Source organism: Pseudomonas moraviensis (assembly GCF_900105805.1).
In the GTDB taxonomy this organism is placed as follows: domain Bacteria; phylum Pseudomonadota; class Gammaproteobacteria; order Pseudomonadales; family Pseudomonadaceae; genus Aquipseudomonas; species Aquipseudomonas moraviensis_A.
The window spans coordinates 4,824,991-4,845,294 of record NZ_LT629788.1 but is presented as its reverse complement, the minus strand read 5'-3'; the positions used below and the strand labels follow the sequence as shown (position 1 = coordinate 4,845,294).

The following is a 20,304-nucleotide window of genomic DNA, read 5'->3' as shown; positions in this document are numbered from 1 at the left end:
TCCGCAGAAAAGTACCCGCCATGTTGCAGAACATTCCGACCCACGTCATCGCCGGCCCGTTGGGCGCGGGCAAGACCAGCCTGATTCGCCAGTTGTTGGCGCAGCGGCCCGCGGACGAACGCTGGGCGGTGCTGATCAACGAGTTTGGCCAGATCGGTCTGGATGCCGCGCTGCTGACTCGCGATGCCGATGGTATCGCACTGGGTGAGGTGGCCGGGGGCTGCCTGTGTTGCGTCAATGGCGCGCCTTTCCAGATCGGCCTTGGCCGCTTGCTGCGCAAGGCCCGACCGGATCGACTGTTTATCGAGCCATCCGGGCTGGGCCATCCCGCACAGTTGCTCAAGCAATTGAACACGGCGCCTTGGCTGGGCGTGCTGGCGGTTCAGCCGTGTGTTCTGGTCCTGGATGCTCAGGCATTGCATGCAGGTAGAGGCTTGCCGGAGCCCCAGCAGCAAGCGTTGGCCAGCGCGGGGTTGTTGCTGTTGAACAAGGCAGACGACCTTGATGAAACGGTTCGGGAGAACATCGCTCGCCAGCTGCCACCGGTCAGGATGATCTGGACGCAGCAAGCCCAGTTGCCTCTGGATGAGCTGCCGGGGATGACAGAAAAAGCAACCGAAGGCGTGGTTAATCTGCCGCTGCCCACGGGCTTGGCGCAGCTGCCGGCCGTCTGGAGCGACCCGAGCGTGCCGATTTGCCTGAGCCAGGCGCAGGAGGATGGCTGGAGCATCGGGTGGCGCTGGCATCCTGGACAGATATTTGACCAAGGACGCATCGTTGATTGGCTGGCCGCTCTCGAGTGGAAGCGGGCCAAACTGGTTATCCACGGCAGGGATGGCTGGGTTTCAGTCAATGCGCTGGAAAATGCAGATCTGATTTGGCAGGCCAGCGAATGGCGAAAAGATTCGCGAATTGAGCTGATCTTTACCGGGCCGCAGAACATCGAACAGCTAGACGCCGATTTGACTCAATGCCGAGTTCGGTGAATCAGCTCAAGGCTTCCACTTGGTATGTTCCTGCCGCCACTGGCTCAGCTCGATGACTTCCGCGCGAGGCTTGTGCACTTCGACCACCGGCGGCGTATCGTCGAACGGTGCCGGGTAGGGTGCCAATTCAATCTGCGCACTGTGCGCGCCGAATTGGGTCACGGTGCCGTTGTGGCGGCTCTCGCCAGTCACGGTGAATTCGAAGTTGTACACCCGCGCCAGTCGGCGGCGACCGTTGGCATCCTTGATCAAACCGATCTTTTTCAGCGCGACGTTACCGTCCAGCAATTCGACGCCGACGTTGCTGCAATGCTGTTTGACCCGCTCCAGCGCGCGCTCGCGCAAGCCGTGGTTGTGCCAGAACCAGGCACCGGCAGCGGCGAACAGCATCAGCACGAAGATGTTTTCCAGGGTCAGCATCTACATCGAACTCCAAAAGATGGCGTCAGCTTAACTGTCTCGCCGGTCTGTCGTACAGGCTGTGTTTCGTCGCATACTGCGCGGCTTGAATTTCAATCGTTTTACGGAATGACCCGAATGAAACGTACGCCTCATCTGCTCGCCATCCAGTCCCACGTGGTGTTTGGCCACGCCGGCAACAGCGCTGCGGTTTTTCCGATGCAGCGCGTCGGGGTCAACGTCTGGCCGCTCAACACCGTGCAGTTCTCCAACCACACCCAGTATGGTCAGTGGGCCGGTGAAGTGCTGGCGCCGCAGCAGATTCCCGAACTGATCGAAGGCATCGCCGCGATTGGCGAGCTGGGCAACTGCGATGCGGTGCTGTCCGGCTATCTCGGCAGCGCCGCGCAGGGCCGGGCGATTCTCAGCGGTGTGGCGCGGATCAAAGCAGTCAATCCGAAGATGTTGTATCTGTGTGACCCGGTCATGGGTCATCCAGAGAAGGGTTGCAGCGTGCCCACCGAGGTCAGCGATTTCCTGCTCGATGAAGCGGCCGCCGTGGCGGACATCATGTGCCCGAACCAGTTGGAGCTGGACAGTTTTTCCGGGCGCAAGCCGCAGTCGCTGTTTGATTGCCTTGCCATGGCGCGGGCGCTGCTGGCGCGCGGGCCGAAAGCAGTGCTGGTCAAGCATCTGGATTACCCGGGCAAACCGGCCGATGGTTTCGAGATGCTGCTGGTGACGGCCGAGGGCAGCTGGCATCTGCGCCGTCCATTGCTGGCGTTTCCGCGTCAGCCGGTGGGCGTGGGCGATCTGACATCCGGCCTGTTCTTGGCGCGGATACTGCTGGGCGACACGCTGTTGGCGGCATTCGAATTCACTGCAGCGGCGGTGCATGAGGTGTTGCTGGAAACCCAGGCGTGCGCCAGTTATGAGCTGCAACTGGTGCGGGCGCAGGACCGGATTGCCCATCCGCGGGTGAAGTTCGAGGCGACAGCGATCAGTCTCTAAGAGCTAGTCGTCTGTATTCGCGAGCAGGCTCGCTCCCACAGGAACAATGCATTCCCAATGTGGGAGCGAGCCTGCTCGCGAAAGCGATCAATCGAGCGCTCTCCATTTCAAGCGTCGCCCTTGATCTCCTGATAACGCTTCTCCAGCTCCTGACGAATCTGCCGACGCTGTTGCGCCTGCATGAAGCGGCGCTTGTCTTCGCTGTTCTGCGGTTGCAGCGGCGGTACGGCGGCCGGTTTGCGCTGGTCGTCCACGGCGACCATGGTGAAGAAGCAGCTGTTGGTATGGCGCACCGAGCGTTCGCGGATGTTTTCCGTGACCACTTTGATGCCGACTTCCATCGACGTGTTGCCGGTGTAGTTGACCGAGGCGAGGAAGGTCACCAGTTCGCCGACATGAATCGGCTCGCGGAAAATCACCTGATCAACCGACAGTGTCACCACGTAGCGCCCGGCATAACGGCTGGCGCAGGCGTAGGCCACTTCGTCGAGGTATTTGAGCAGGGTGCCGCCGTGGACATTGCCAGAGAAGTTGGCCATGTCGGGGGTCATCAGTACCGTCATCGACAGCTGGGCGTTTCCGGGTTCCATAACGTTCTCACGGGTCAAGGCTGATGGCTGGAAGCGCCTCTGCGGGCGCTTGGTGGCTTTTCAGAAAGCACCGTTATCGGGACGCCGGGCAACGGGCCGCCGTCACGCCGGTAGCGATCTGTTTCCATATATTGCACCGGCTTCCAGAGCGAAGTCGCGGTGTTAACCTGCAAAAGCCCTGCCCAAGGGCAATTCCCACATCTAAAGCGGATTTTTAACCTGCTCGCGCGGACTTTTCTGACGTCTGCCTGCGACTGTCGTGATCAAGGAGCCCACGCCATGCATGCCATCAGTTTTATTCAGGATCTGGCAGTGATCATGCTGGTCGCAGGTGTGGTCACCGTGCTGTTCCACCGTTTCAAGCAACCGGTGGTGCTCGGCTACATCGTCGCCGGGTTCATCATCGGCCCGCACACACCACCGTTCGGCCTGATCCACGACGAAGAAACCATCAAGACCCTGGCCGAACTCGGGGTGATTTTCCTGATGTTCTGTCTCGGTCTGGAGTTCAGCCTGCGCAAGTTGTTCAAGGTCGGGGCCACAGCGTTTATTGCCGCGTTCCTCGAAATCATTTTGATGATCTGGATCGGCTACGAGATTGGCCGCTGGTTCGACTGGAACACCATGGATTCGCTGTTCCTTGGCGCGATTCTGGCGATTTCCTCAACCACCATCATCGTCAAAGCCCTCAACGATCTGAAGATGAAGAACGAGCGTTTCGCGCAGTTGATCTTCGGGGTATTGATTGTCGAGGACATCCTCGGCATCGGCATCATTGCGCTGCTGTCGAGCATCGCGGTCAGCGGCACGGTGAGCTCGGGCGAAGTGTTCTCCACGGTCGGCAAGCTGTCGCTGTTCATGATCGTCGCGCTGGTCATCGGCATCCTCCTGGTGCCGCGTCTGTTGGCGTATGTAGCGAAATTCGAAAGCAACGAGATGCTGCTGATCACTGTGCTTGGCTTGTGTTTCGGCTTCTGCCTGCTGGTGGTCAAGCTCGAATACAGCATGGTCCTCGGCGCCTTCCTGATCGGCGCGATCATGGCCGAGTCGCGACAGCTGCTGAAAATCGAGCGCCTGGTCGAGCCGGTTCGTGACTTGTTCAGTGCGATCTTTTTCGTCGCGATCGGGCTGATGCTCGACCCGCTGATTCTCATCGAATACGCCTGGCCGATTGCGGTGATCACCGTCGCCGTGGTGCTGGGCAAGATGTTGTCCTGCGGCCTCGGAGCATTTATCGCTGGCAACGACGGACGAACCTCGCTGCGGGTCGGCATGGGCCTGTCACAGATTGGCGAATTTTCCTTCATCATCGCCGCGCTGGGCATGACCTTGCAGGTGACCAGCAACTTCCTCTATCCGGTCGCGGTGGCCGTGTCGGTGATCACCACGCTGCTGACGCCGTACTTGATTCGCGCGGCGGATCCGCTGTCGATCAAGCTCTCGGCAGCCGTACCCAAGCGTCTCGGCCGGGTGCTCGGCATGTATGGCGAATGGTTGCGCAGCATTCAGCCGCAAGGCGAGGGCGCGATGCTGGCGTCGATGATCCGGCGGATTCTGTTGCAGGTCGGGGTCAATCTGGCGCTGGTGATTGCGATCTTCTTCGCCGGCGCGTATTTCGCCGAGCGCATGTCGTTGTGGCTGCAGGACTGGATCAGCGATCCGAGCTGGCAGAAGGCGTTGATCTGGGGCGGGGCGTTGTTGGTTTCGCTGCCATTCCTGATCGCGGCATATCGCAAGCTCAAAGCGCTGTCGATGCTACTGGCGGAGATGGGCGTCAAGCCGGAGATGGCCGGGCGTCACACGCAGCGAGTGCGCCGGGTGATCGCCGAAGTGATCCCGATTCTCTCGCTGCTGGTGATTTTCCTGCTGTTGGCGGCGTTGTCGGCCAGTATCCTGCCGACCAACAAGCTGCTGGTGCTGATCGCCGTAGTCGCCGCTGCGGTAGCGGCGCTGCTCTGGCGCTGGTTCATCCGCGTGCACACGCGCATGCAGGTGGCCCTGCTGGAAACCCTCGACAACCACAACGAGTCGTCGGGGCACTGACCACCCGGGGCGTCTGGCGGATCAGCTCTCCAGCCAGACGTCCCGCGCCCAGTGCCATACCGATTCCCAGGTTTCCTCGGCGATCAATTCTTCTTCGGCCTGCCACAGCACCACGGTGCCGTCTTCTTCGACACAGTAGTAGTCGTCGCCGTCCTGACAGATCGGGATCAAGCTGCGATCAACGCCCACATCCCACGCATTGGCCGCGACGTCCGGCAAATAGGTGTGTGACTGCGGGTCGGTGACCGTCACGGGTTCGAGGCTGCCATAGACCACATCGCTGACGGTCAGCAAAAATTCCTTGAAGACAAACGGAATGTCGATGAACAGTTGTTCTTCGATTTCCACCAGCAGGTCTTCGTCAGGCAATTCCAAAGGAACCGGCACGGGTTCGTTGGCTTCGCGCAGTTGTTCGATAATTTCTTCCACGTCCGGGATCCTCTTGCTTGAATGGCGCGGTTTATATGGGCCGGTTTATACAGTAGCTCGCTACAGATGCAACCGTGAAATGAAAAACCCCGGCCGGGGCCGGGGTTCTGTTACCGCAAGTGAAGCGCAGCAGGGATCAGCCGTTCTGGCGGATACCGGCGACCAGCCAAGGCTGGTTGTCGCCCTGCGGACGTTCCATGTTCCAGCTTTCGCTGAACACTTCGCCCTGGTCGAAACGCGAGGTTTTCGACACGCCGGTGAAGGTCAGGGTGGCGATGGTCTTGTCGGCACGATCGTCGACGCCGTCCAGCTGCACCTGCAGATTGTCGATGTAGGTCGACTGGAAGCCGTCGCCCAGATCGGCACGCTCACGCTTGAGGAACTCGAGCATTTGCGGGGTCACGAACTCGGCGATCTTGTCCATTTCGTTGGCGTCCCAGTGCTGCTGCAGCGACTGGAAGTGGCTGCGTGCGGCTTCAAGGAAGCGCTCTTCGTTGAACCAGGCCGGTGCGTTTATCACCGGACGGGCGGCAGCCGGAGCAGCCGAACCACCGAAGATCGAACCCATGGCGGCTGGCTTCTGCTCGAACACTTCACGCTGCATCGGCGCGCCGGCCGGAGCGAATTGCTCCTGCTGCTTGCGACGACGGGCGGCAATGAAGCGGAAGATCACGAACGCGATCAGCGCCATGATCAGGATGTCGAAGATCTGCATGCCCTGGAAGCCGTCGCCCATGAACATCGACGCGAGCAAGCCACCGGCGGCGATGCCCGCCAGAGGGCCGAGCCAGCGCGAAGCACCGCCGGCCTTGGCCGCGGCGCCAGCAGCACCGGCAGCGCCAGCGGTCGCTGCTGCACCGCCCACGCCTGGAGAAGAAGGAGCCATCTGGCTGGTCTGGTGCGTCGGCGCAGCGCCGGCGCTTTTGCCACCACCAAAGCGCTTGGCGTTGGCGTCGAGGCTCATCGTCAGGCCGATGCACAACGCCATGGCGATGCTAAGAAAACGTTTCATAAAGGGTATTCCCGTTTTGTGGAGACACGCGCGCCATGTTGCACAGCTGAAGTGTTACTGGCTAGCGAGAGAGTGTTTCGGGCTTTTGCCTGACAGGTTGCGTTCAGCTTGGCGAGGCAATCAGCCGATGTACTTTTGTCTGTAGGAAAAGGCGATAGGTTCAGAGCGATTGTGGGTCAGAACACCGAACTCTGTGGGAGCGAGCCTGCTCGCGAAAGCTGCACCGCGGTGTATCAGATCAACCGCGTTGATTTCATTCGCGAGCAGGCTCGCTCCCACAAACAAACAAACAAACCGGGGTCAGATGGCTTCCAGCTTGGCATAGCCGAGCATCAGCCATTTGCTGCCTTCGCTGAAGTTCACTTGGACTCGGGCCTGGGCGCCGGAACCTTCGAAGTTGAGGATCACCCCTTCGCCGAAGATCGAATGACGTACGGCCTGACCCAGCACAAAACCGGTTTCCGGTATCTCGCTGCCGCTGAACAGATTGCTGCCGCTCATCGACTGGTTGCCGCCGAACGGTCGGCTGACGCTATTGGACAGACGCACTTCCTGAATCAGGCCCTTCGGCACCTCGCGTACGAAACGCGACACCTTGTTGTAGGTTTCGCTGCCGTACAGACGCCGGGTTTCCGCGTAGGTCATCACCAGATTCTGCATGGCCCGAGTGATACCGACGTAGGCCAGACGCCGTTCTTCTTCAAGACGCCCGGGCTCTTCCAGGCTCATCTTGTGCGGGAACAGGCCTTCTTCCATGCCCACCAGGAACACGTAAGGGAACTCCAGACCTTTGGCGCTGTGCAGGGTCATCAGCTGAACGCTGTCTTCGTGCTCGTCGGCCTGAGTGTCGCCGGCTTCCAGCGATGCGTGGCCGAGGAATGCCGCCAGTGGCGTCAGCTCTTCGTCCTCTTCGGTGTTCTCGAAGTTGCGCGCGGCGCTGACCAGTTCCTCAAGGTTTTCCACTCGAGCCTGACCTTTTTCACCTTTTTCCGCTTCGTGATAGGCGATCAGGCCGGACTGCTCGATGACGGTTTGCGTCATCAGGTGCAGCGGCATCTCGGCGCACTTGGCGGCGAGGTTCTCGATCAGCTCGATGAATGCACCGAGCGCACTGGCGGCGCGGCCGGTCAGGCCTTTGTTGGCGACCAGTTGGCGCATCGCTTCCCACATCGATACATCGCTGTGTCGCGCGTGCTCGCGGATCGCTTCGACGGTTTTCTCGCCGATGCCACGGGCCGGCACGTTGATCACCCGTTCCAGCGCCGCATCGTTGCCGCGACCTTCAAGCAAGCGCAGGTAGGCCATGGCGTTCTTGATTTCCGCGCGTTCGAAGAAGCGCTGCCCGCCATAGATGCGGTACGGAATCCGCTCGCGCAGCAGGGCTTCTTCGAGCACTCGCGACTGGGCGTTGGAGCGGTACAGAATCGCGATATCGCTACGGGCCAGGCCGGTTTTCAGCGCACTTTCGATGGTTTCGACCACGTAGCGTGCTTCGTCGTGTTCGTTGAACGCCGCGTACAGGTTGATCGCTTCGCCGTCGCCGCCGTCGGTCCACAGCTCTTTGCCCAGGCGCCCGGTGTTGTTGGCGATCAAGGCGTTGGCGGCTTTGAGGATGCCGGCGGTGGAGCGGTAGTTCTGCTCCAGGCGAATCGTCTCGGAATCCGGAAAATCCGAAGAATACTGATGGATGTTTTCAATCTTCGCGCCGCGCCAGCCGTAAATCGACTGATCGTCGTCGCCCACCACCATCAGGCTGTCACCGCCCTTGCCGAGCAGGCGCAACCAGGCGTACTGCACGGCGTTGGTGTCCTGGAACTCGTCGACCAGAATATGACGGAAACGCTTTTGATAGTGGGCCAGCAGGCCCGGATGATCACGCCACAGGTCGAGGGCGCGCAGCAGCAGCTCGGAGAAATCGATCACGCCGGCACGCAGGCACGCCGCCTCGTAGGCTTCGTAGATGCCGCGCATGGTGGCGAGGAACAGGTCGCCGCTGGCCTGAATGTGTTGCGGTCGCAGACCTTCGTCTTTCTGGCCGTTGATGAACCACTGCGCCTGACGCGCCGGCCAGCGTTGCTCATCCAGACCCAGTTCGCGGATCACCCGCTTGACCAGACGCTGCTGGTCATCGCTGTCGAGAATCTGAAAGGTCTGGCTCAGGCCCGCTTCCTGCCAGTGCGCCCGCAGCAAGCGGTGCGCGAGGCCGTGGAAGGTGCCGACCCACATGCCGGCCGGGTTGATGCCCAGCAACTGCTCGATGCGATGACGCATCTCGGCAGCGGCCTTGTTGGTGAAGGTCACCGACAGGATGGAGTGAGGCGAGGCGTTCTCGACCTGGATCAACCAGGCGATACGGTGCACCAGCACTCGGGTTTTACCGGAACCGGCGCCGGCCAGGACCAACTGACGGCCAACGGGGGCCGCTACGGCCTGGCGTTGGGCATCGTTGAGGGAGTTCAGCAGAAGGGAGAGATCATCGCGCATCGGGGCATTCTAGGGTGCGCCGCGGGCCCGGGCAAACCGCGCGTTGCATTAGCCGATGAAAGTGCTGCCGAGGACGACCGGTCGGTCATTGGCTGCAGGCTTCGGCCTGTCTCGCCTGGGGGGTGGCAGCGGGGCGTTGGCGGCGGAAATTTTCCCTGCAATTGTGATCGGCAGCAGTTTGGCAACGGGGTCGGCTTGTGTATGCTCCGTCCACGTTTCGGGCGCACGCCCTCCTTATAAGAACAAGAACGTTGCCCATGACCCTCAGCGCCGAACTGTCGGGGCCCTCCGTGGACCCTCGGGTGATCCGCAAGCACTATGCCGTCGAAATGGCGGTGGAGCGCACGCGTCTGCTGTATCAGGGCTCGTTGTTGCCCACGCTGTTCATGTTGATCAATGGTCTGGTCTGCGCCGCTTTGCTCTGGAGCCCGCAGCGCTACTTCGTGGTCAGCGTCTGGCTGGTGTGGCTGCTGTCGCTGGTCGCGTTGCGGGTGATCCAGGTGGCCGCGTTCGATTCGGCGATTCCCGATCGCCAGGCCCGGCCGATCTGGTTTCGCATGTTTCTGCTCGGTTCGACCATGACCGGTCTGACTTTGGCCGGTGCCGGCATCGCCCTCGTTCCCGCCGACAATTTCATTCAGCAGGCCTGGGTATTCGGCCTGATCGGCGCGGCAACGCTGTCGGCCAGTGTCGCCTACGCCGTGAGCCTGCCGGCGTTCCTGTCGTTTACCTTGCCCTGTCTGCTGCCAGCGATCGGCTACCTGTTCTGGGGCGGCGACGATCAGGCACGGGGCTGGGGCTGGCTGGGGTTGATCCTGCTCGGTTCGCTGAGCGTGGTCGCGTGGCAGGTCAATCGGCTGATCGATCGCGGTTTGCTCCGGCGTTTCCAGAACCAGCACCTGATCGAGCACCTTCAGCAAGCACAGGCCCGCAGCGAACAACTCAATCAGGAACTGGGCAAAGAGATCGAGCAGCGCCGCTGTGCCGAAGCCCGGTTGCGTGAAGCGCAGGTTGATCTCGAAGATCGCGTGGCCCAGCGCAGCCGCGAACTGGATGCAGCCAACCAGGCCTTGAGCAAAAGCGAAGCGCGGTTGGCGCTGGCACTGAAGGCCAGTGAGCTCGGCTTATGGGACTGGAATCTGCAGACCGACGAAGTCCACCACACGCAGGTTCAGGAACTGTTCGGCCTCGCCCCGGAATACGTGACTGCGCTTCTGCGCGATCTGAAACCGCGACTGCACCCCGAAGACGTGCCGTCACTCCAGTTCGCGCTGGTCGAGCATTTGAAGGGGCGCACCGAGGATTATCAGGTCGAATATCGCTTGCGCCACGGCGACGGCCACTGGGTGTGGATCGAGGACCGCGGCCGCGCCGTCGAGCGCAGCGCCAGCGGCCGGGTGATCCGCATGGTCGGTACCCGCCGCGATATCAGCGCCGGCAAAAGCCTCGAAGAGCAGCAACGGCTGGCGGCGACGGTGTTCGAGGCGGCCAGCGAAGGCATCGTGATTCTCGATCCTGACTACGCGTTGATTGCGATCAATCAGGCTTTCAGCCGGGTTACCGGTTACGAGATTGACGACATGCTCGGGCGCAACGTTGTCGAGTTGCCGTGCAGCCGCGATGCCCGTCGTCACTACGTGGCGATCCGGCATGCGCTGGAGCAGCACGGCAGCTGGCAGGGCGAACTGGTGGAAACCCGCAAGAACGGCGAGTTGTACCCGCAATGGTTGCAGCTCAATGCGGTGCGCGACAGCCGCGGCAATGTCAGCCATATCGTTGGTTTCTTTGCCGATCTCTCGGCGCGGCGGGCGTCGGAAGAACGCCTGCGCTATCTGACCCATTACGACGAGCTCACCGGTCTGGCCAACCGCTCGCTGTTCCGCGAGCGCCTGCATGAAGCCCATCAGCGGGTTCGCCAGGGCGGGCGCCGCAGTCTGGCGTTGCTGCACATCAATCTGGACCGTTTCAAATTGCTCAATGACAGCCTTGGTCATGAAGTCGCCGATCAGTTGCTGCAGAAGATGGCGCGCCGGCTGGTCAATGCCTTGCCGGAGGCCGACACCATTGCGCGCTTGTCGGGAGACGAGTTTGCCGTGCTGTTCGATGCCTACGGCAATCTGTCGAGCCTGGCCCGGGTCGCCACACGGTTGTCGGCCAAGCTGCGTTTGCCGCTGAGTGTTGACGGGCATGAGCTGGTGGTGAGTGCCTCGATGGGCATCAGTCTGTTGCCCGACAACGCGCGGGAGATCTCGACGCTGGTCAGCCAGTCGAACATGGCCATGCAACATGCCAAACATCTGGGCGGCAACAACTTCCAGTTCTACACCGACAGCCTGCAAGCCAGCACACTCGAGCGTTTGCAGCTGGAAAACCACTTGCGCCGGGCCATAGAAGAGCAGCAACTGACGGTGTTCTACCAACCGAAACTGTGCCTGCAAAGCGGTCGTTTGAATGCTGCCGAGGCGCTGGTGCGCTGGGATCATCCGAGCATGGGCCAGGTGCCGCCGGCGGATTTCATCGGCCTCGCCGAAGAGACCGGGCTGATCGGCCCGATCGGCGAATTCGTCCTGCGTCAGGCGTGCTGGCAAGCGTGCGAATGGCAGCGTCAGGGCCTGGCGCCGATCCGCGTGTCGGTGAACCTTTCCGTGCATCAGCTGCGTCAGGGCAAACTGGTCAGCCTGGTGCGGCAAGTGCTGGAAGAAACCGGCCTAGCGCCGCACTGCCTTGAGCTCGAGCTGACCGAAAGCCATTTGCTCGACAGCGTCGAACACATCATTGCGACGTTCCAGCAACTGCGCGATCTGGGGGTGAAACTGGCGATCGATGATTTCGGTACCGGTTATTCGTCTTTGAGTTATCTCAAGCGTATTCCGGTGGATTACGTGAAGATCGATCAAGCGTTCATTCGCGGCTTGAGCGCGGGCAGTGCGGACGCCGCGATCACTCGCGCGATCATCGCCATGGCGCACGGGCTGGCCCTGAAAGTCGTGGCCGAGGGCGTCGAACGGCAGGATCAACTGGAATTTCTCCGCGTCGAGCGTTGCGACGAGGTGCAGGGATACCTGATCAGCCGGCCAGTGGACGCTGCCAGTCTGGCCGGGCTTTTGCGCGGTCAGGAAAATCCGCAGTAAGGGCTACATGCACCTCAGCAGGCCTGATACAGGGACATTGAGTTACGCATTGAGCAGGCAAAATGCCCATTCATGTAGTATAACTACAAGCTTGCTACATCCTTGCCCACAAGAAGAGTCCAGCCCCTTGAATCTGCTGCAACACATCGCCCAGTCACGTCACCTGTTACGCAAGTCGGAGCTCAAGGTCGCCGACCACGTGCTGCTTGACCCTGCGGCAGTGATGCACAGTTCCATGGCCGACCTGGCTCACAGCGTCGGCATCAGCGAGCCGACCATCGTGCGTTTCTGCCGCGCGATCGGTTGTTCCGGCTTTCAGGACCTCAAGCTGAAACTGGCGCAAAGCCTGGCCGCCGGCGCCAGCTTCGGCCAGTTCGCGATCCACGAAGATGACTCCGTCGCCGACTACAGCCTGAAGATTTTTGACACCACGCTGCACACCCTGATGGAAGTGCGCGAGAAGCTCGATCCAGTGGAGCTGCAGCGCGCGGTGACGCTGATGTCCCAGGCGCAGCGTGTCGAGTTCTATGGCTTCGGTGCTTCCGGAGCGGTGGCCGCGGATGCACAGCACAAGTTTTTCCGTTTGCTGCTGACCGCGGCGGCGTATTCCGATCCGCACATGCAGGCGATGTCGGCTGTGACGCTGAAGCCGACCGATGTGGCGATCTGTATTTCCCAGTCAGGGCGCTCCAAGGATTTGCTGATCACCGCTAACCTCGTTCGCGAGAGCGGGGCATCGCTGATCACCCTGTGCCCGAGCCAGACGCCGTTGGCCGAACTGTCGACCGTCAATCTGGCGATCGATGTGCATGAAGACACCGAAATCTACACGCCGCTTACCTCGCGAATCGCCCATCTGGTGGTGATCGACGTGCTGGCGATGGGCGTGGCCATGGCGCGCGGGCCGAGCCTGGTCAATCATCTCAAGAGCGTGAAGCGCAGTCTGCGCAGTCTGCGTTTGTCGCCCAAGGCCGTGAAAGCGCTGGACGATTGAGCAAGGTCGTTCCGACCTTGTTCGCGAGCAGGCTCGCTCCCACAGGGGGGCTTCTGAGAACATAAATTCTGGGTCATAACGGGATCAAATGTGGGAGCGAGCCTGCTCGCGAAAGCGTCCTCAACAACAGCACATCCCTGCGCACATTTCATCACATTGTCATCCCCGCGCAGCCAAACCGTCATCCCCCACGCCTATCGTAAAACTCCCGTACTCGCCCTGGGAGACTCGAAATGGCTCAGCCCTACGAAGAACGCAACAGCGCCGCGAAAACCCGTCGTCAGCAGGAAGATCAGCGCCGCATGGAATTTCGCCGCGCAATCGAGGATCGCTTCGAACTTCGCCAGCTTCAGGCCGAGATCGGCGATTTTCCCGAGATCACGCATTGGCAGGCAACGCCCGCCGCTTCCCGTCGAAACGCTCAACCAGCGCAATAATCTGCGCCCGCTCGCTGCGGATGAACGCCAGGAAGGCGTGCGCCACCGGTGACAGCCGTTTGGCTTTGGCTTGCACCAGACACCAGCTGCGCATCAGCGGCAACTCTTCGACCGGCAGCTCGACCAGGCCGCCGGTCGCCAGCTCCAGGTTCAGGGCGTGGCGCGTCAACAGCGCCAGGCCCAGGCCCGCCACCACGCATTCACGCTGAGCTTCGGCGGACGCCACCTCTTGGGTCTGAGTGAAGTGCACGCGCTTTTCCTTGAAGTATTCCTCGCAGGCCAGACGCGTACCCGAGCCCGGCTCGCGGATCAGCAGCGTATACGGCTCCAGATCCTGCAAGCGCAACGGGCCCATGTGCGCCAGCGGGTGATCCGGACGCGCCACGGCGACAATCGGATTGTTGAGGAACGGCAGAAATTCCAGGCCCATGTCCTGCGGCACCATCGACATGATCACCAGATCATCGCGATTGTCCGAGAGGCGGCGGATGACCTGGCCACGGTTGACCACGGTCAGCTGCAAATTGACTTCCGGATGCTGGCGCTTGAACGCGGCGAACAGATGCGGCACGAAATATTTGGCGCTCGATTCCACCGCCAGTTTCAGCTGACCCTGCAGTGAACCCTGCATGTCCGACAGTTGCATGTCGAGGTTTTCCAGGCGCCCGAAAATGTCGCGGCTGGCGCGCTGAAGCGCTTCTGCCGCCTCGGTCATGTAGAGTTTTTTGCCGACATAGTCGAACAGCGGCTGGCCAATCAGCTCTTCCAGCTGACGAATCTGTAGGCTGACGGCCGGTTGTGTGAGGGACATTTCCTCGGCGGCGCGACTGTACGAGCGTAAATCACACACCTCATTGAAGATCTGCAATTGACGCAATGTCATACGCATCAATGACTTACGCATAGTTTTCAGGCTCGGTCAGCGGTCAGTTGTTTCAACTATAAGTGTTTGCTTATGCCTGACCCAATTTTTATTCATTTTTGTTAATCCCTCAGCAGCGCTAGTGTGGACCTGCGACTGAATTGAAACATTTGGTCACGCGTCGACCTGGGTCTAGCAGGTCGTGGTGCCACCGGCTCAAGGGAACCTCCAAGTGATAAAAAAGATCCTGATCGCCAACCGTGGTGAGATTGCCGTACGCATCGTACGAGCCTGCGCCGAAATGGGCATTCGCTCGGTTGCGATTTTCTCCGACGCCGATCGCCATGCCTTGCATGTGAAGCGTGCGGACGAGGCCCACAGCGTGGGTGCCGAGCCACTGGCCGGCTATCTGAACCCGCGCAAGCTGGTGAACCTGGCGGTGGAAACCGGCTGCGATGCGCTGCACCCCGGCTACGGCTTCCTTTCGGAAAACGCCGAGCTGGCGGAAATCTGCGCCGAGCGCGGCATCAAATTCATCGGCCCGTCGGCGGAGGTCATCCGGCGCATGGGCGACAAGACCGAAGCGCGCCGCAGCATGATCAAGGCCGGCGTACCGGTAACGCCCGGTACCGAGGGCAACGTCTCCGGCATCGAAGAAGCCTTGGTCGAAGGCGACCGCATCGGTTACCCGGTAATGCTCAAGGCCACCTCCGGTGGTGGCGGTCGCGGTATCCGTCGCTGCAACAGCCGCGAAGAACTCGAACAGAACTTCCCCCGGGTCATCTCCGAAGCCACCAAGGCGTTCGGTTCGGCGGAAGTGTTCCTGGAAAAATGCATCGTCAATCCCAAGCACATTGAAGCGCAGATCCTTGGCGACAGCTTCGGCAATGTCGTGCACCTGTTCGAGCGTGACTGCTCGATCCAGCGCCGCAACCAGAAGCTGATCGAGATCGCGCCGAGCCCGCAGCTGACCCCGGAACAGCGCGCCTACATCGGCGACCTGTCGGTACGTGCAGCCAAGGCTGTGGGCTACGAGAACGCCGGCACCGTGGAGTTTCTGCTCGCCGAGGGCGAGGTGTACTTCATGGAAATGAACACGCGGGTGCAGGTGGAACACACCATCACCGAAGAAATCACCGGCATCGACATCGTCCGCGAACAGATTCGCATCGCTTCCGGCCTGCCGCTATCGGTGAAGCAGGAAGACATTCAGCACCGTGGCTTTGCATTGCAGTTCCGTATCAACGCCGAGGATCCGAAGAACAACTTCCTGCCGAGCTTCGGCAAAATTACCCGTTACTACGCCCCCGGCGGCCCGGGCGTGCGCACCGACACGGCGATCTACACCGGCTACACCATTCCGCCGTTCTACGACTCGATGTGCCTGAAACTGGTGGTCTGGGCGCTGACCTGGGAAGAGGCGATGGACCGTGGCCTGCGCGCCCTCGACGACATGCGTCTGCAGGGCGTGAAGACCACCGCCGCGTACTACCAGGAAATCCTGCGCAACCCGGAATTCCGTAGCGGCCAGTTCAACACCAGCTTCGTTGAAAGCCACCCGGAGCTGACCAACTACTCGATCAAGCGCAAACCCGAAGAGCTGGCCCTGGCCATCGCCGCCGCCATCGCCGCCCACGCAGGCCTGTGAGGAATACAAGAATGAGCAAGAAAATCTTCGTAACAGACACCATCCTGCGCGACGCTCACCAATCGCTGCTCGCCACCCGCATGCGCACCGAAGACATGCTGCCGATCTGCGACAAGCTCGACAAGGTCGGCTACTGGTCGCTGGAATGCTGGGGCGGCGCGACGTTCGACGCCTGCGTGCGCTTTCTCAAGGAAGACCCGTGGGAGCGCCTGCGCCAACTGCGTGCGGCGCTGCCCAACACCCGCCTGCAAATGCTCCTGCGCGGGCAGAATCTGCTCGGCTATCGCCACTACAGCGATGACGTGGTCAAAGCTTTCGTCGCCAAAGCAGCGGTGAACGGCATCGACGTGTTCCGCATCTTCGATGCGATGAACGATGTGCGTAACCTGCGCGTTGCCATTGAAGCAGTGAAAGCTGCCGGCAAACATGCGCAAGGCACCATCGCCTACACCACCAGCCCGGTGCACACCATCGACGCTTTCGTCACCCAGGCCAAGCAAATGGAATCCATGGGCTGCGACTCGGTAGCGATCAAGGACATGGCCGGTCTGCTGACCCCGTATGCCACTGGTGAACTGGTGCGTGCTCTGAAAGCCGAGCAGTCGTTGCCGGTGTTCATCCACTCCCACGACACCGCCGGCCTGGCCGCCATGTGCCAGCTCAAGGCGATCGAAAACGGCGCCGATCACATCGATACCGCAATCTCCAGCTTCGCCTCGGGCACCAGCCACCCGGGCACCGAATCAATGGTCGCCGCGCTCAAGGGCACCGAGTACGACACCGGCCTGAATCTGGAGCTGCTCCAGGAAATCGGCCTGTACTTCTATGCCGTACGCAAGAAGTACCACCAGTTCGAAAGCGAATTCACCGCCGTCGATACCCGTGTGCAGGTCAACCAAGTGCCGGGCGGGATGATCTCCAACCTCGCCAACCAGTTGAAAGAGCAGGGCGCTCTGAATCGCATGGGCGAAGTGCTCGCAGAAATCCCGCGCGTACGTGAAGACCTCGGCTTCCCGCCGCTGGTGACCCCAACCTCGCAAATCGTCGGCACCCAGGCGTTTTTCAACGTACTGGCCGGCGAGCGCTACAAGACCATCACCAACGAAGTGAAGCTGTATCTGCAGGGCGGCTACGGCAAGGCACCGGGCGTGGTCAATGAAAAGCTGCGGCGTCAGGCGATCGGCAGCGAAGACGTCATCGACGTGCGCCCGGCCGATCTGCTCAAACCGGAAATGACCAAGCTGCGTGCCGATATCGGCGCACTGGCCAAATCCGAAGAAGACGTACTGACCTTCGCCATGTTCCCGGACATCGGCCGCAAGTTCCTTGAAGAACGCGCCGCCGGCACTCTTACGCCGGAAGTGCTTTTGCCGATCCCGGAAGCGGGCGCCGTTGCCTCGGCGAGCGGCGAAGGTGTGCCGACCGAGTTTGTCATCGATGTGCACGGCGAAACCTACCGCGTCGACATCACTGGTGTCGGCGTCAAGGCCGAGGGCAAGCGCCACTTCTATCTGTCCATCGACGGCATGCCGGAAGAAGTGGTGTTCGAACCGCTCAACGAATTTGTCGGTGGTGGCAGCAGCAAACGCAAACAGGCCTCGGCACCGGGCCATGTCAGCACCACCATGCCGGGCAACATCGTCGATGTGCTGGTCAAGGAGGGCGATACCGTCAAGGCAGGCCAGGCGGTACTGATCACCGAAGCGATGAAGATGGAGACCGAAGTCCAGGCTGCCATTGCCGGCAAAGTCACCGCGATCCATGTGGCCAAGGGCGACCGGGTCAACCCGGGCGAAATCCTTATCGAGATCGAAGGCTGAGATAACGGCCGCGATCCAACGCTTTAAACCTCGGGGGGGCATGTGCTCCCCTTTTTTTGCCTGTGATTTACCGCGATGACGAAGATCCCTTGTAGGAGTGAGCCTGCTCGCGATGGGGTCGTGTCAGTCAATGATTGCTCGTCTGACACACTGCTATCGCGAGCAGGCTCACTCCTACACAGGAACGCGCTCCGTCAGAACGCCATGCGCCATTGGCCCGCCACGCCATACGTTCGGCTGTCATTACCCAGCTCACCGGTTAAGCCCACGCCCAGCGTGTGCGCCGCCGACAGGCCAAGATCGAGCCCCGCATCCACCGACAGACTGTTCCGGTCCAGCGCCGCGCCGGTCACTTCGAAACGCTTGCCGCCCTTGCGCAGTTGCTGGTGGGTGTCGCTGTCGATGTCGCCGAAGGTATGTTTCCAGCCTGCGCTCAATCGCGGCGTCAGGCGCATGCCGTTATCCAGCGTGTTGACCTGCGCAAGCCGTAGACCGAAGGTGCTGCTGAAGTTGTCGCGGGTCTGCCCATAAACTTTCAGCGCTGCGTCGCCACCTTTCTCGTTATAGCTGTCGCGTTGATAACGTTGATAGCCGAGGCTGGCGTAGGGTTCGAGGGTTACGCTGTCGCGGCCCAAATTGAACCCGGCTTCGGCGAATGCCTGCTGAGTATTGGCGTCGTAGTTGCCCTTCAGACGATCGCTGAAACCCTTGAACGCGACCCGTCGTGTGCTGCTACCGTCATGGCTGGCGTAGGTGGCGCCGAGACGCAACGACAGTGGGCCGTCCTGACGCACGGCGTAGGCGCCCAAGTGCCAACTGTCGAGATCGCCGTCGTACTGGCGAGCATCCAGTTTCGTCTGTGATTTGCCGCCGAGCAGGCCGACGTGCCACTGCTCGTCGAGTCGCCAGTCAGCGCCCACGACCAGACCTTGCGTGGAGTGTTGGAGGATGCCGTCACCGTCCCGATCAACCTTGCCGCCGTTACCCAGCGCTTGAATCCACACCCGCCCGGAGTCTCCGCTGCCTGCGGCCTGACCCGGTGAACTGCGCGATCCGTCCGTTGCGCCGGGACGGTTGTCCAGTTGCCGCATCGCCGAGAGCATGCTCGCACTGACCGGTGTGACACTGTTCAGAGTGGCTTTGGCGAGGTTGGCATTGCTGCCGGCAGCGAGTTGGTCGAGCGCGATAGGCGCGGTGGTTTTATCGCTGGTCAGCAGTGCGGCTACAGCGGCGTTAGCAGGCTTTGTAAGTTCAGGCACAGGCTGGGCGGCGGCTTCGCTGGTTTGCGCAGTCACGATTTCGTTTAGTGTCGATGATCCCACCAATGCGGAGTCTTCAATCAAGTTCGCGACTGAGGTCGGGACCGGCGCTGGAGCTGCGATCACCGCTGTCAGTGAGGCGGGAGCAGGCGTTGGCGATATGGGTGTTGAGATCGGGTCGGGCTCTGGCTCGATGATACTGCCTGCAAGCGCGCCTGCATTTTCGGTAGGCGCGAGGCTTTCAAGCGCTACGTCATTGCGAGCGTACGTCAGTGCAACCGATTTCTTGTTGTATTGAGCCGTGGCCGTCATATACGCCAGATCATTCTCGATCCTGCCAAACTCGCCTTTCACCTCACGGGCTTCGATGATTTTGTACTGGCTGCTCTGCGGAAATTCACCCGCAGCTGCGACGACCTTGAGGGTGGCGCCGTCAAGCTGGGCTGTGCCATCAACCTTGATTGTAGGGCTACCGGTGGGTGTGACCTCGTAAGCCAGTTCGGCACCAGGCGCCAAATGCAAATTGCCTTTTACTCGGGGAGCGCCAAGCGCTGCATTGACGGTGAGCAGCCCACCCACCTCAAGATTTGCCACCGTGCCTTTACCGGCGAAACTGCCGCCATTCTGTACATACACATCACCCTTGATGCTGCCGAGGTTGGTCAGCGCTCCGCCACTATTGACCATAACGCCTTCATGAAAATCACCTTTGGGACTCAGCGTCCAGTCTCCTTGGGCGACGAATAATCCATTGAAGTTGCGTGTGTCGCTCAACGTGCCGCCGTTCGCAGCATCCAGGAACAGCACATTGTCGCCCTTGCCCCCATCCAGTCGGCCAGTGAAGCTCGCGCCGTCTTTAAGGGTAATCAAGTCGTTGACGTCAGTACCCTTGAATACAGTTTCCGGTGTAATGAAGGTAATCGGAACCGTGCTTGCGGCGTTGAGAAAACCCTGGAGCCGTTCCAACGCCTGTTGCTTGGGGCGGGTTTCGAGCTGCTCTATCGTTTCCACGCTTTGAGGCTGCTCGATTGCTTCGCTGGATTGCTCGGCATTAGCCAGCGCTACGCCACCCAGCGCCAGTGAAATAGCCAGAGCCAGGTGTTTTGGTGCGAATAGGTGTTGAGTGGGCATGAGGTTCGATTTCCGTATCGAGAAAACCCAACTCTATTGCTGCCCGAAAAAAACCGATGTCGGCTGCT

Annotated in this window: 15 protein-coding genes; 8 read left to right on the top strand and 7 right to left on the bottom strand. The window is 60.8% G+C overall.

Going from position 1 to position 20,304, the window contains the following annotated elements; translation table 11 throughout:
• Positions 1-20 precede the first annotated feature (20 nt).
• Positions 21-986, top strand: a complete 966-nt coding sequence (locus BLU71_RS21780) for a CobW family GTP-binding protein (RefSeq protein WP_083353862.1) — start codon at positions 21-23, stop codon at positions 984-986.
• 6 nt (positions 987-992) lie between these two features.
• On the opposite strand, the gene BLU71_RS21775 is transcribed toward BLU71_RS21780, so the two are convergent.
• Positions 993-1,406, bottom strand: a complete 414-nt coding sequence (locus BLU71_RS21775; RefSeq protein ID WP_042608041.1) for a DUF3301 domain-containing protein — start codon at positions 1,404-1,406, stop codon at positions 993-995.
• Positions 1,407-1,523: 117 nt separating this feature from the next.
• Here BLU71_RS21775 and pdxY point away from each other — a divergent pair, with 117 nt between their 5' ends.
• Entirely contained in the window at positions 1,524-2,396 is an 873-nt protein-coding gene (pdxY, locus tag BLU71_RS21770) for a pyridoxal kinase PdxY (RefSeq protein ID WP_083353861.1), read from the top strand.
• 107 nt (positions 2,397-2,503) lie between these two features.
• On the opposite strand, the gene BLU71_RS21765 is transcribed toward pdxY, so the two are convergent.
• On the bottom strand, positions 2,504-2,986 hold the full coding sequence (locus tag BLU71_RS21765) for an acyl-CoA thioesterase (protein ID WP_016772447.1): 483 nt from the start codon (positions 2,984-2,986) through the stop codon (positions 2,504-2,506).
• A gap of 279 nt (positions 2,987-3,265) precedes the next feature.
• On the opposite strand from BLU71_RS21765, the gene BLU71_RS21760 reads away from it, so the two are divergent.
• Positions 3,266-5,029 carry a cation:proton antiporter gene (locus tag BLU71_RS21760; RefSeq protein WP_083353860.1) on the top strand — a complete coding sequence of 588 codons (1,764 nt, stop codon included), beginning with the start codon at positions 3,266-3,268 and terminating at the stop codon, positions 5,027-5,029.
• Positions 5,030-5,050: 21 nt separating this feature from the next.
• Here the strand turns inward: BLU71_RS21760 and BLU71_RS21755 are convergent, their stop codons facing one another.
• The 3 genes from BLU71_RS21755 to uvrD all read right to left on the bottom strand — a co-directional run bounded on the left by BLU71_RS21755 (position 5,051) and on the right by uvrD (position 8,954).
• Positions 5,051-5,458, bottom strand: a complete 408-nt coding sequence (locus tag BLU71_RS21755; protein ID WP_038359443.1) for an SMI1/KNR4 family protein — start codon at positions 5,456-5,458, stop codon at positions 5,051-5,053.
• Between the two features lie 136 nt (positions 5,459-5,594).
• Positions 5,595-6,470 (bottom strand): Tim44 domain-containing protein, encoded by an 876-nt coding sequence (locus BLU71_RS21750; protein ID WP_016772449.1) that lies wholly within the window; start codon positions 6,468-6,470, stop codon positions 5,595-5,597.
• 300 nt (positions 6,471-6,770) lie between these two features.
• A complete protein-coding gene (gene uvrD, locus BLU71_RS21745) occupies positions 6,771-8,954 on the bottom strand; it encodes a DNA helicase II (RefSeq protein ID WP_064365169.1) in 2,184 nt (727 codons plus the stop codon).
• Between the two features lie 257 nt (positions 8,955-9,211).
• Here uvrD and BLU71_RS21740 point away from each other — a divergent pair, with 257 nt between their 5' ends.
• The 3 genes from BLU71_RS21740 to BLU71_RS21730 all read left to right on the top strand — a co-directional run bounded on the left by BLU71_RS21740 (position 9,212) and on the right by BLU71_RS21730 (position 13,516).
• Positions 9,212-12,085, top strand: a complete 2,874-nt coding sequence (locus BLU71_RS21740; protein WP_083353859.1) for a GGDEF domain-containing phosphodiesterase — start codon at positions 9,212-9,214, stop codon at positions 12,083-12,085.
• Between the two features lie 127 nt (positions 12,086-12,212).
• Entirely contained in the window at positions 12,213-13,079 is an 867-nt protein-coding gene (gene hexR / locus BLU71_RS21735; RefSeq protein WP_007962240.1) for a transcriptional regulator HexR, read from the top strand.
• Between the two features lie 233 nt (positions 13,080-13,312).
• Positions 13,313-13,516: a PA3496 family putative envelope integrity protein gene (locus BLU71_RS21730; protein WP_082530340.1), complete on the top strand. Its 204-nt coding sequence runs from the start codon at positions 13,313-13,315 to the stop codon at positions 13,514-13,516.
• On the opposite strand, the gene BLU71_RS21725 is transcribed toward BLU71_RS21730, so the two are convergent.
• Positions 13,458-14,420: a LysR family transcriptional regulator gene (locus BLU71_RS21725; RefSeq protein ID WP_083353858.1), complete on the bottom strand. Its 963-nt coding sequence runs from the start codon at positions 14,418-14,420 to the stop codon at positions 13,458-13,460. The two genes, BLU71_RS21730 and BLU71_RS21725, sit on opposite strands and share 59 nt — an antisense overlap.
• A 190-nt stretch (positions 14,421-14,610) precedes the next feature.
• On the opposite strand from BLU71_RS21725, the gene BLU71_RS21720 reads away from it, so the two are divergent.
• Positions 14,611-16,026 (top strand): acetyl-CoA carboxylase biotin carboxylase subunit, encoded by a 1,416-nt coding sequence (locus tag BLU71_RS21720; protein WP_024014853.1) that lies wholly within the window; start codon positions 14,611-14,613, stop codon positions 16,024-16,026.
• A gap of 11 nt (positions 16,027-16,037) precedes the next feature.
• Positions 16,038-17,846, top strand: a complete 1,809-nt coding sequence (gene oadA / locus BLU71_RS21715; protein ID WP_083353857.1) for a sodium-extruding oxaloacetate decarboxylase subunit alpha — start codon at positions 16,038-16,040, stop codon at positions 17,844-17,846.
• A gap of 194 nt (positions 17,847-18,040) precedes the next feature.
• Here oadA and BLU71_RS21710 read toward each other — a convergent pair whose 3' ends face one another.
• Positions 18,041-20,236: an autotransporter outer membrane beta-barrel domain-containing protein gene (locus BLU71_RS21710; protein ID WP_083353856.1), complete on the bottom strand. Its 2,196-nt coding sequence runs from the start codon at positions 20,234-20,236 to the stop codon at positions 18,041-18,043.
• Positions 20,237-20,304: the final 68 nt, after the last annotated feature.

Excerpts from the sequence above, each read along its gene's own strand:
- BLU71_RS21740 (WP_083353859.1), top strand. The coding sequence starts at position 9,212 with ATGACCCTCAGCGCCGAACTGTCGGGGCCCTCCGTGGACCCTCGGGTG.
- BLU71_RS21710 (WP_083353856.1), bottom strand. The coding sequence starts at position 20,236 with ATGCCCACTCAACACCTATTCGCACCAAAACACCTGGCTCTGGCTATT.
- BLU71_RS21780 (WP_083353862.1), top strand. The coding sequence starts at position 21 with ATGTTGCAGAACATTCCGACCCACGTCATCGCCGGCCCGTTGGGCGCG.
- BLU71_RS21775 (WP_042608041.1), bottom strand. The coding sequence starts at position 1,406 with ATGCTGACCCTGGAAAACATCTTCGTGCTGATGCTGTTCGCCGCTGCC.
- oadA (WP_083353857.1), top strand. The coding sequence starts at position 16,038 with ATGAGCAAGAAAATCTTCGTAACAGACACCATCCTGCGCGACGCTCAC.
- BLU71_RS21730 (WP_082530340.1), top strand. The coding sequence starts at position 13,313 with ATGGCTCAGCCCTACGAAGAACGCAACAGCGCCGCGAAAACCCGTCGT.
- BLU71_RS21760 (WP_083353860.1), top strand. The coding sequence starts at position 3,266 with ATGCATGCCATCAGTTTTATTCAGGATCTGGCAGTGATCATGCTGGTC.
- BLU71_RS21750 (WP_016772449.1), bottom strand. The coding sequence starts at position 6,470 with ATGAAACGTTTTCTTAGCATCGCCATGGCGTTGTGCATCGGCCTGACG.
- BLU71_RS21725 (WP_083353858.1), bottom strand. The coding sequence starts at position 14,420 with ATGCGTAAGTCATTGATGCGTATGACATTGCGTCAATTGCAGATCTTC.
- BLU71_RS21765 (WP_016772447.1), bottom strand. The coding sequence starts at position 2,986 with ATGGAACCCGGAAACGCCCAGCTGTCGATGACGGTACTGATGACCCCC.
- uvrD (WP_064365169.1), bottom strand. The coding sequence starts at position 8,954 with ATGCGCGATGATCTCTCCCTTCTGCTGAACTCCCTCAACGATGCCCAA.
- pdxY (WP_083353861.1), top strand. The coding sequence starts at position 1,524 with ATGAAACGTACGCCTCATCTGCTCGCCATCCAGTCCCACGTGGTGTTT.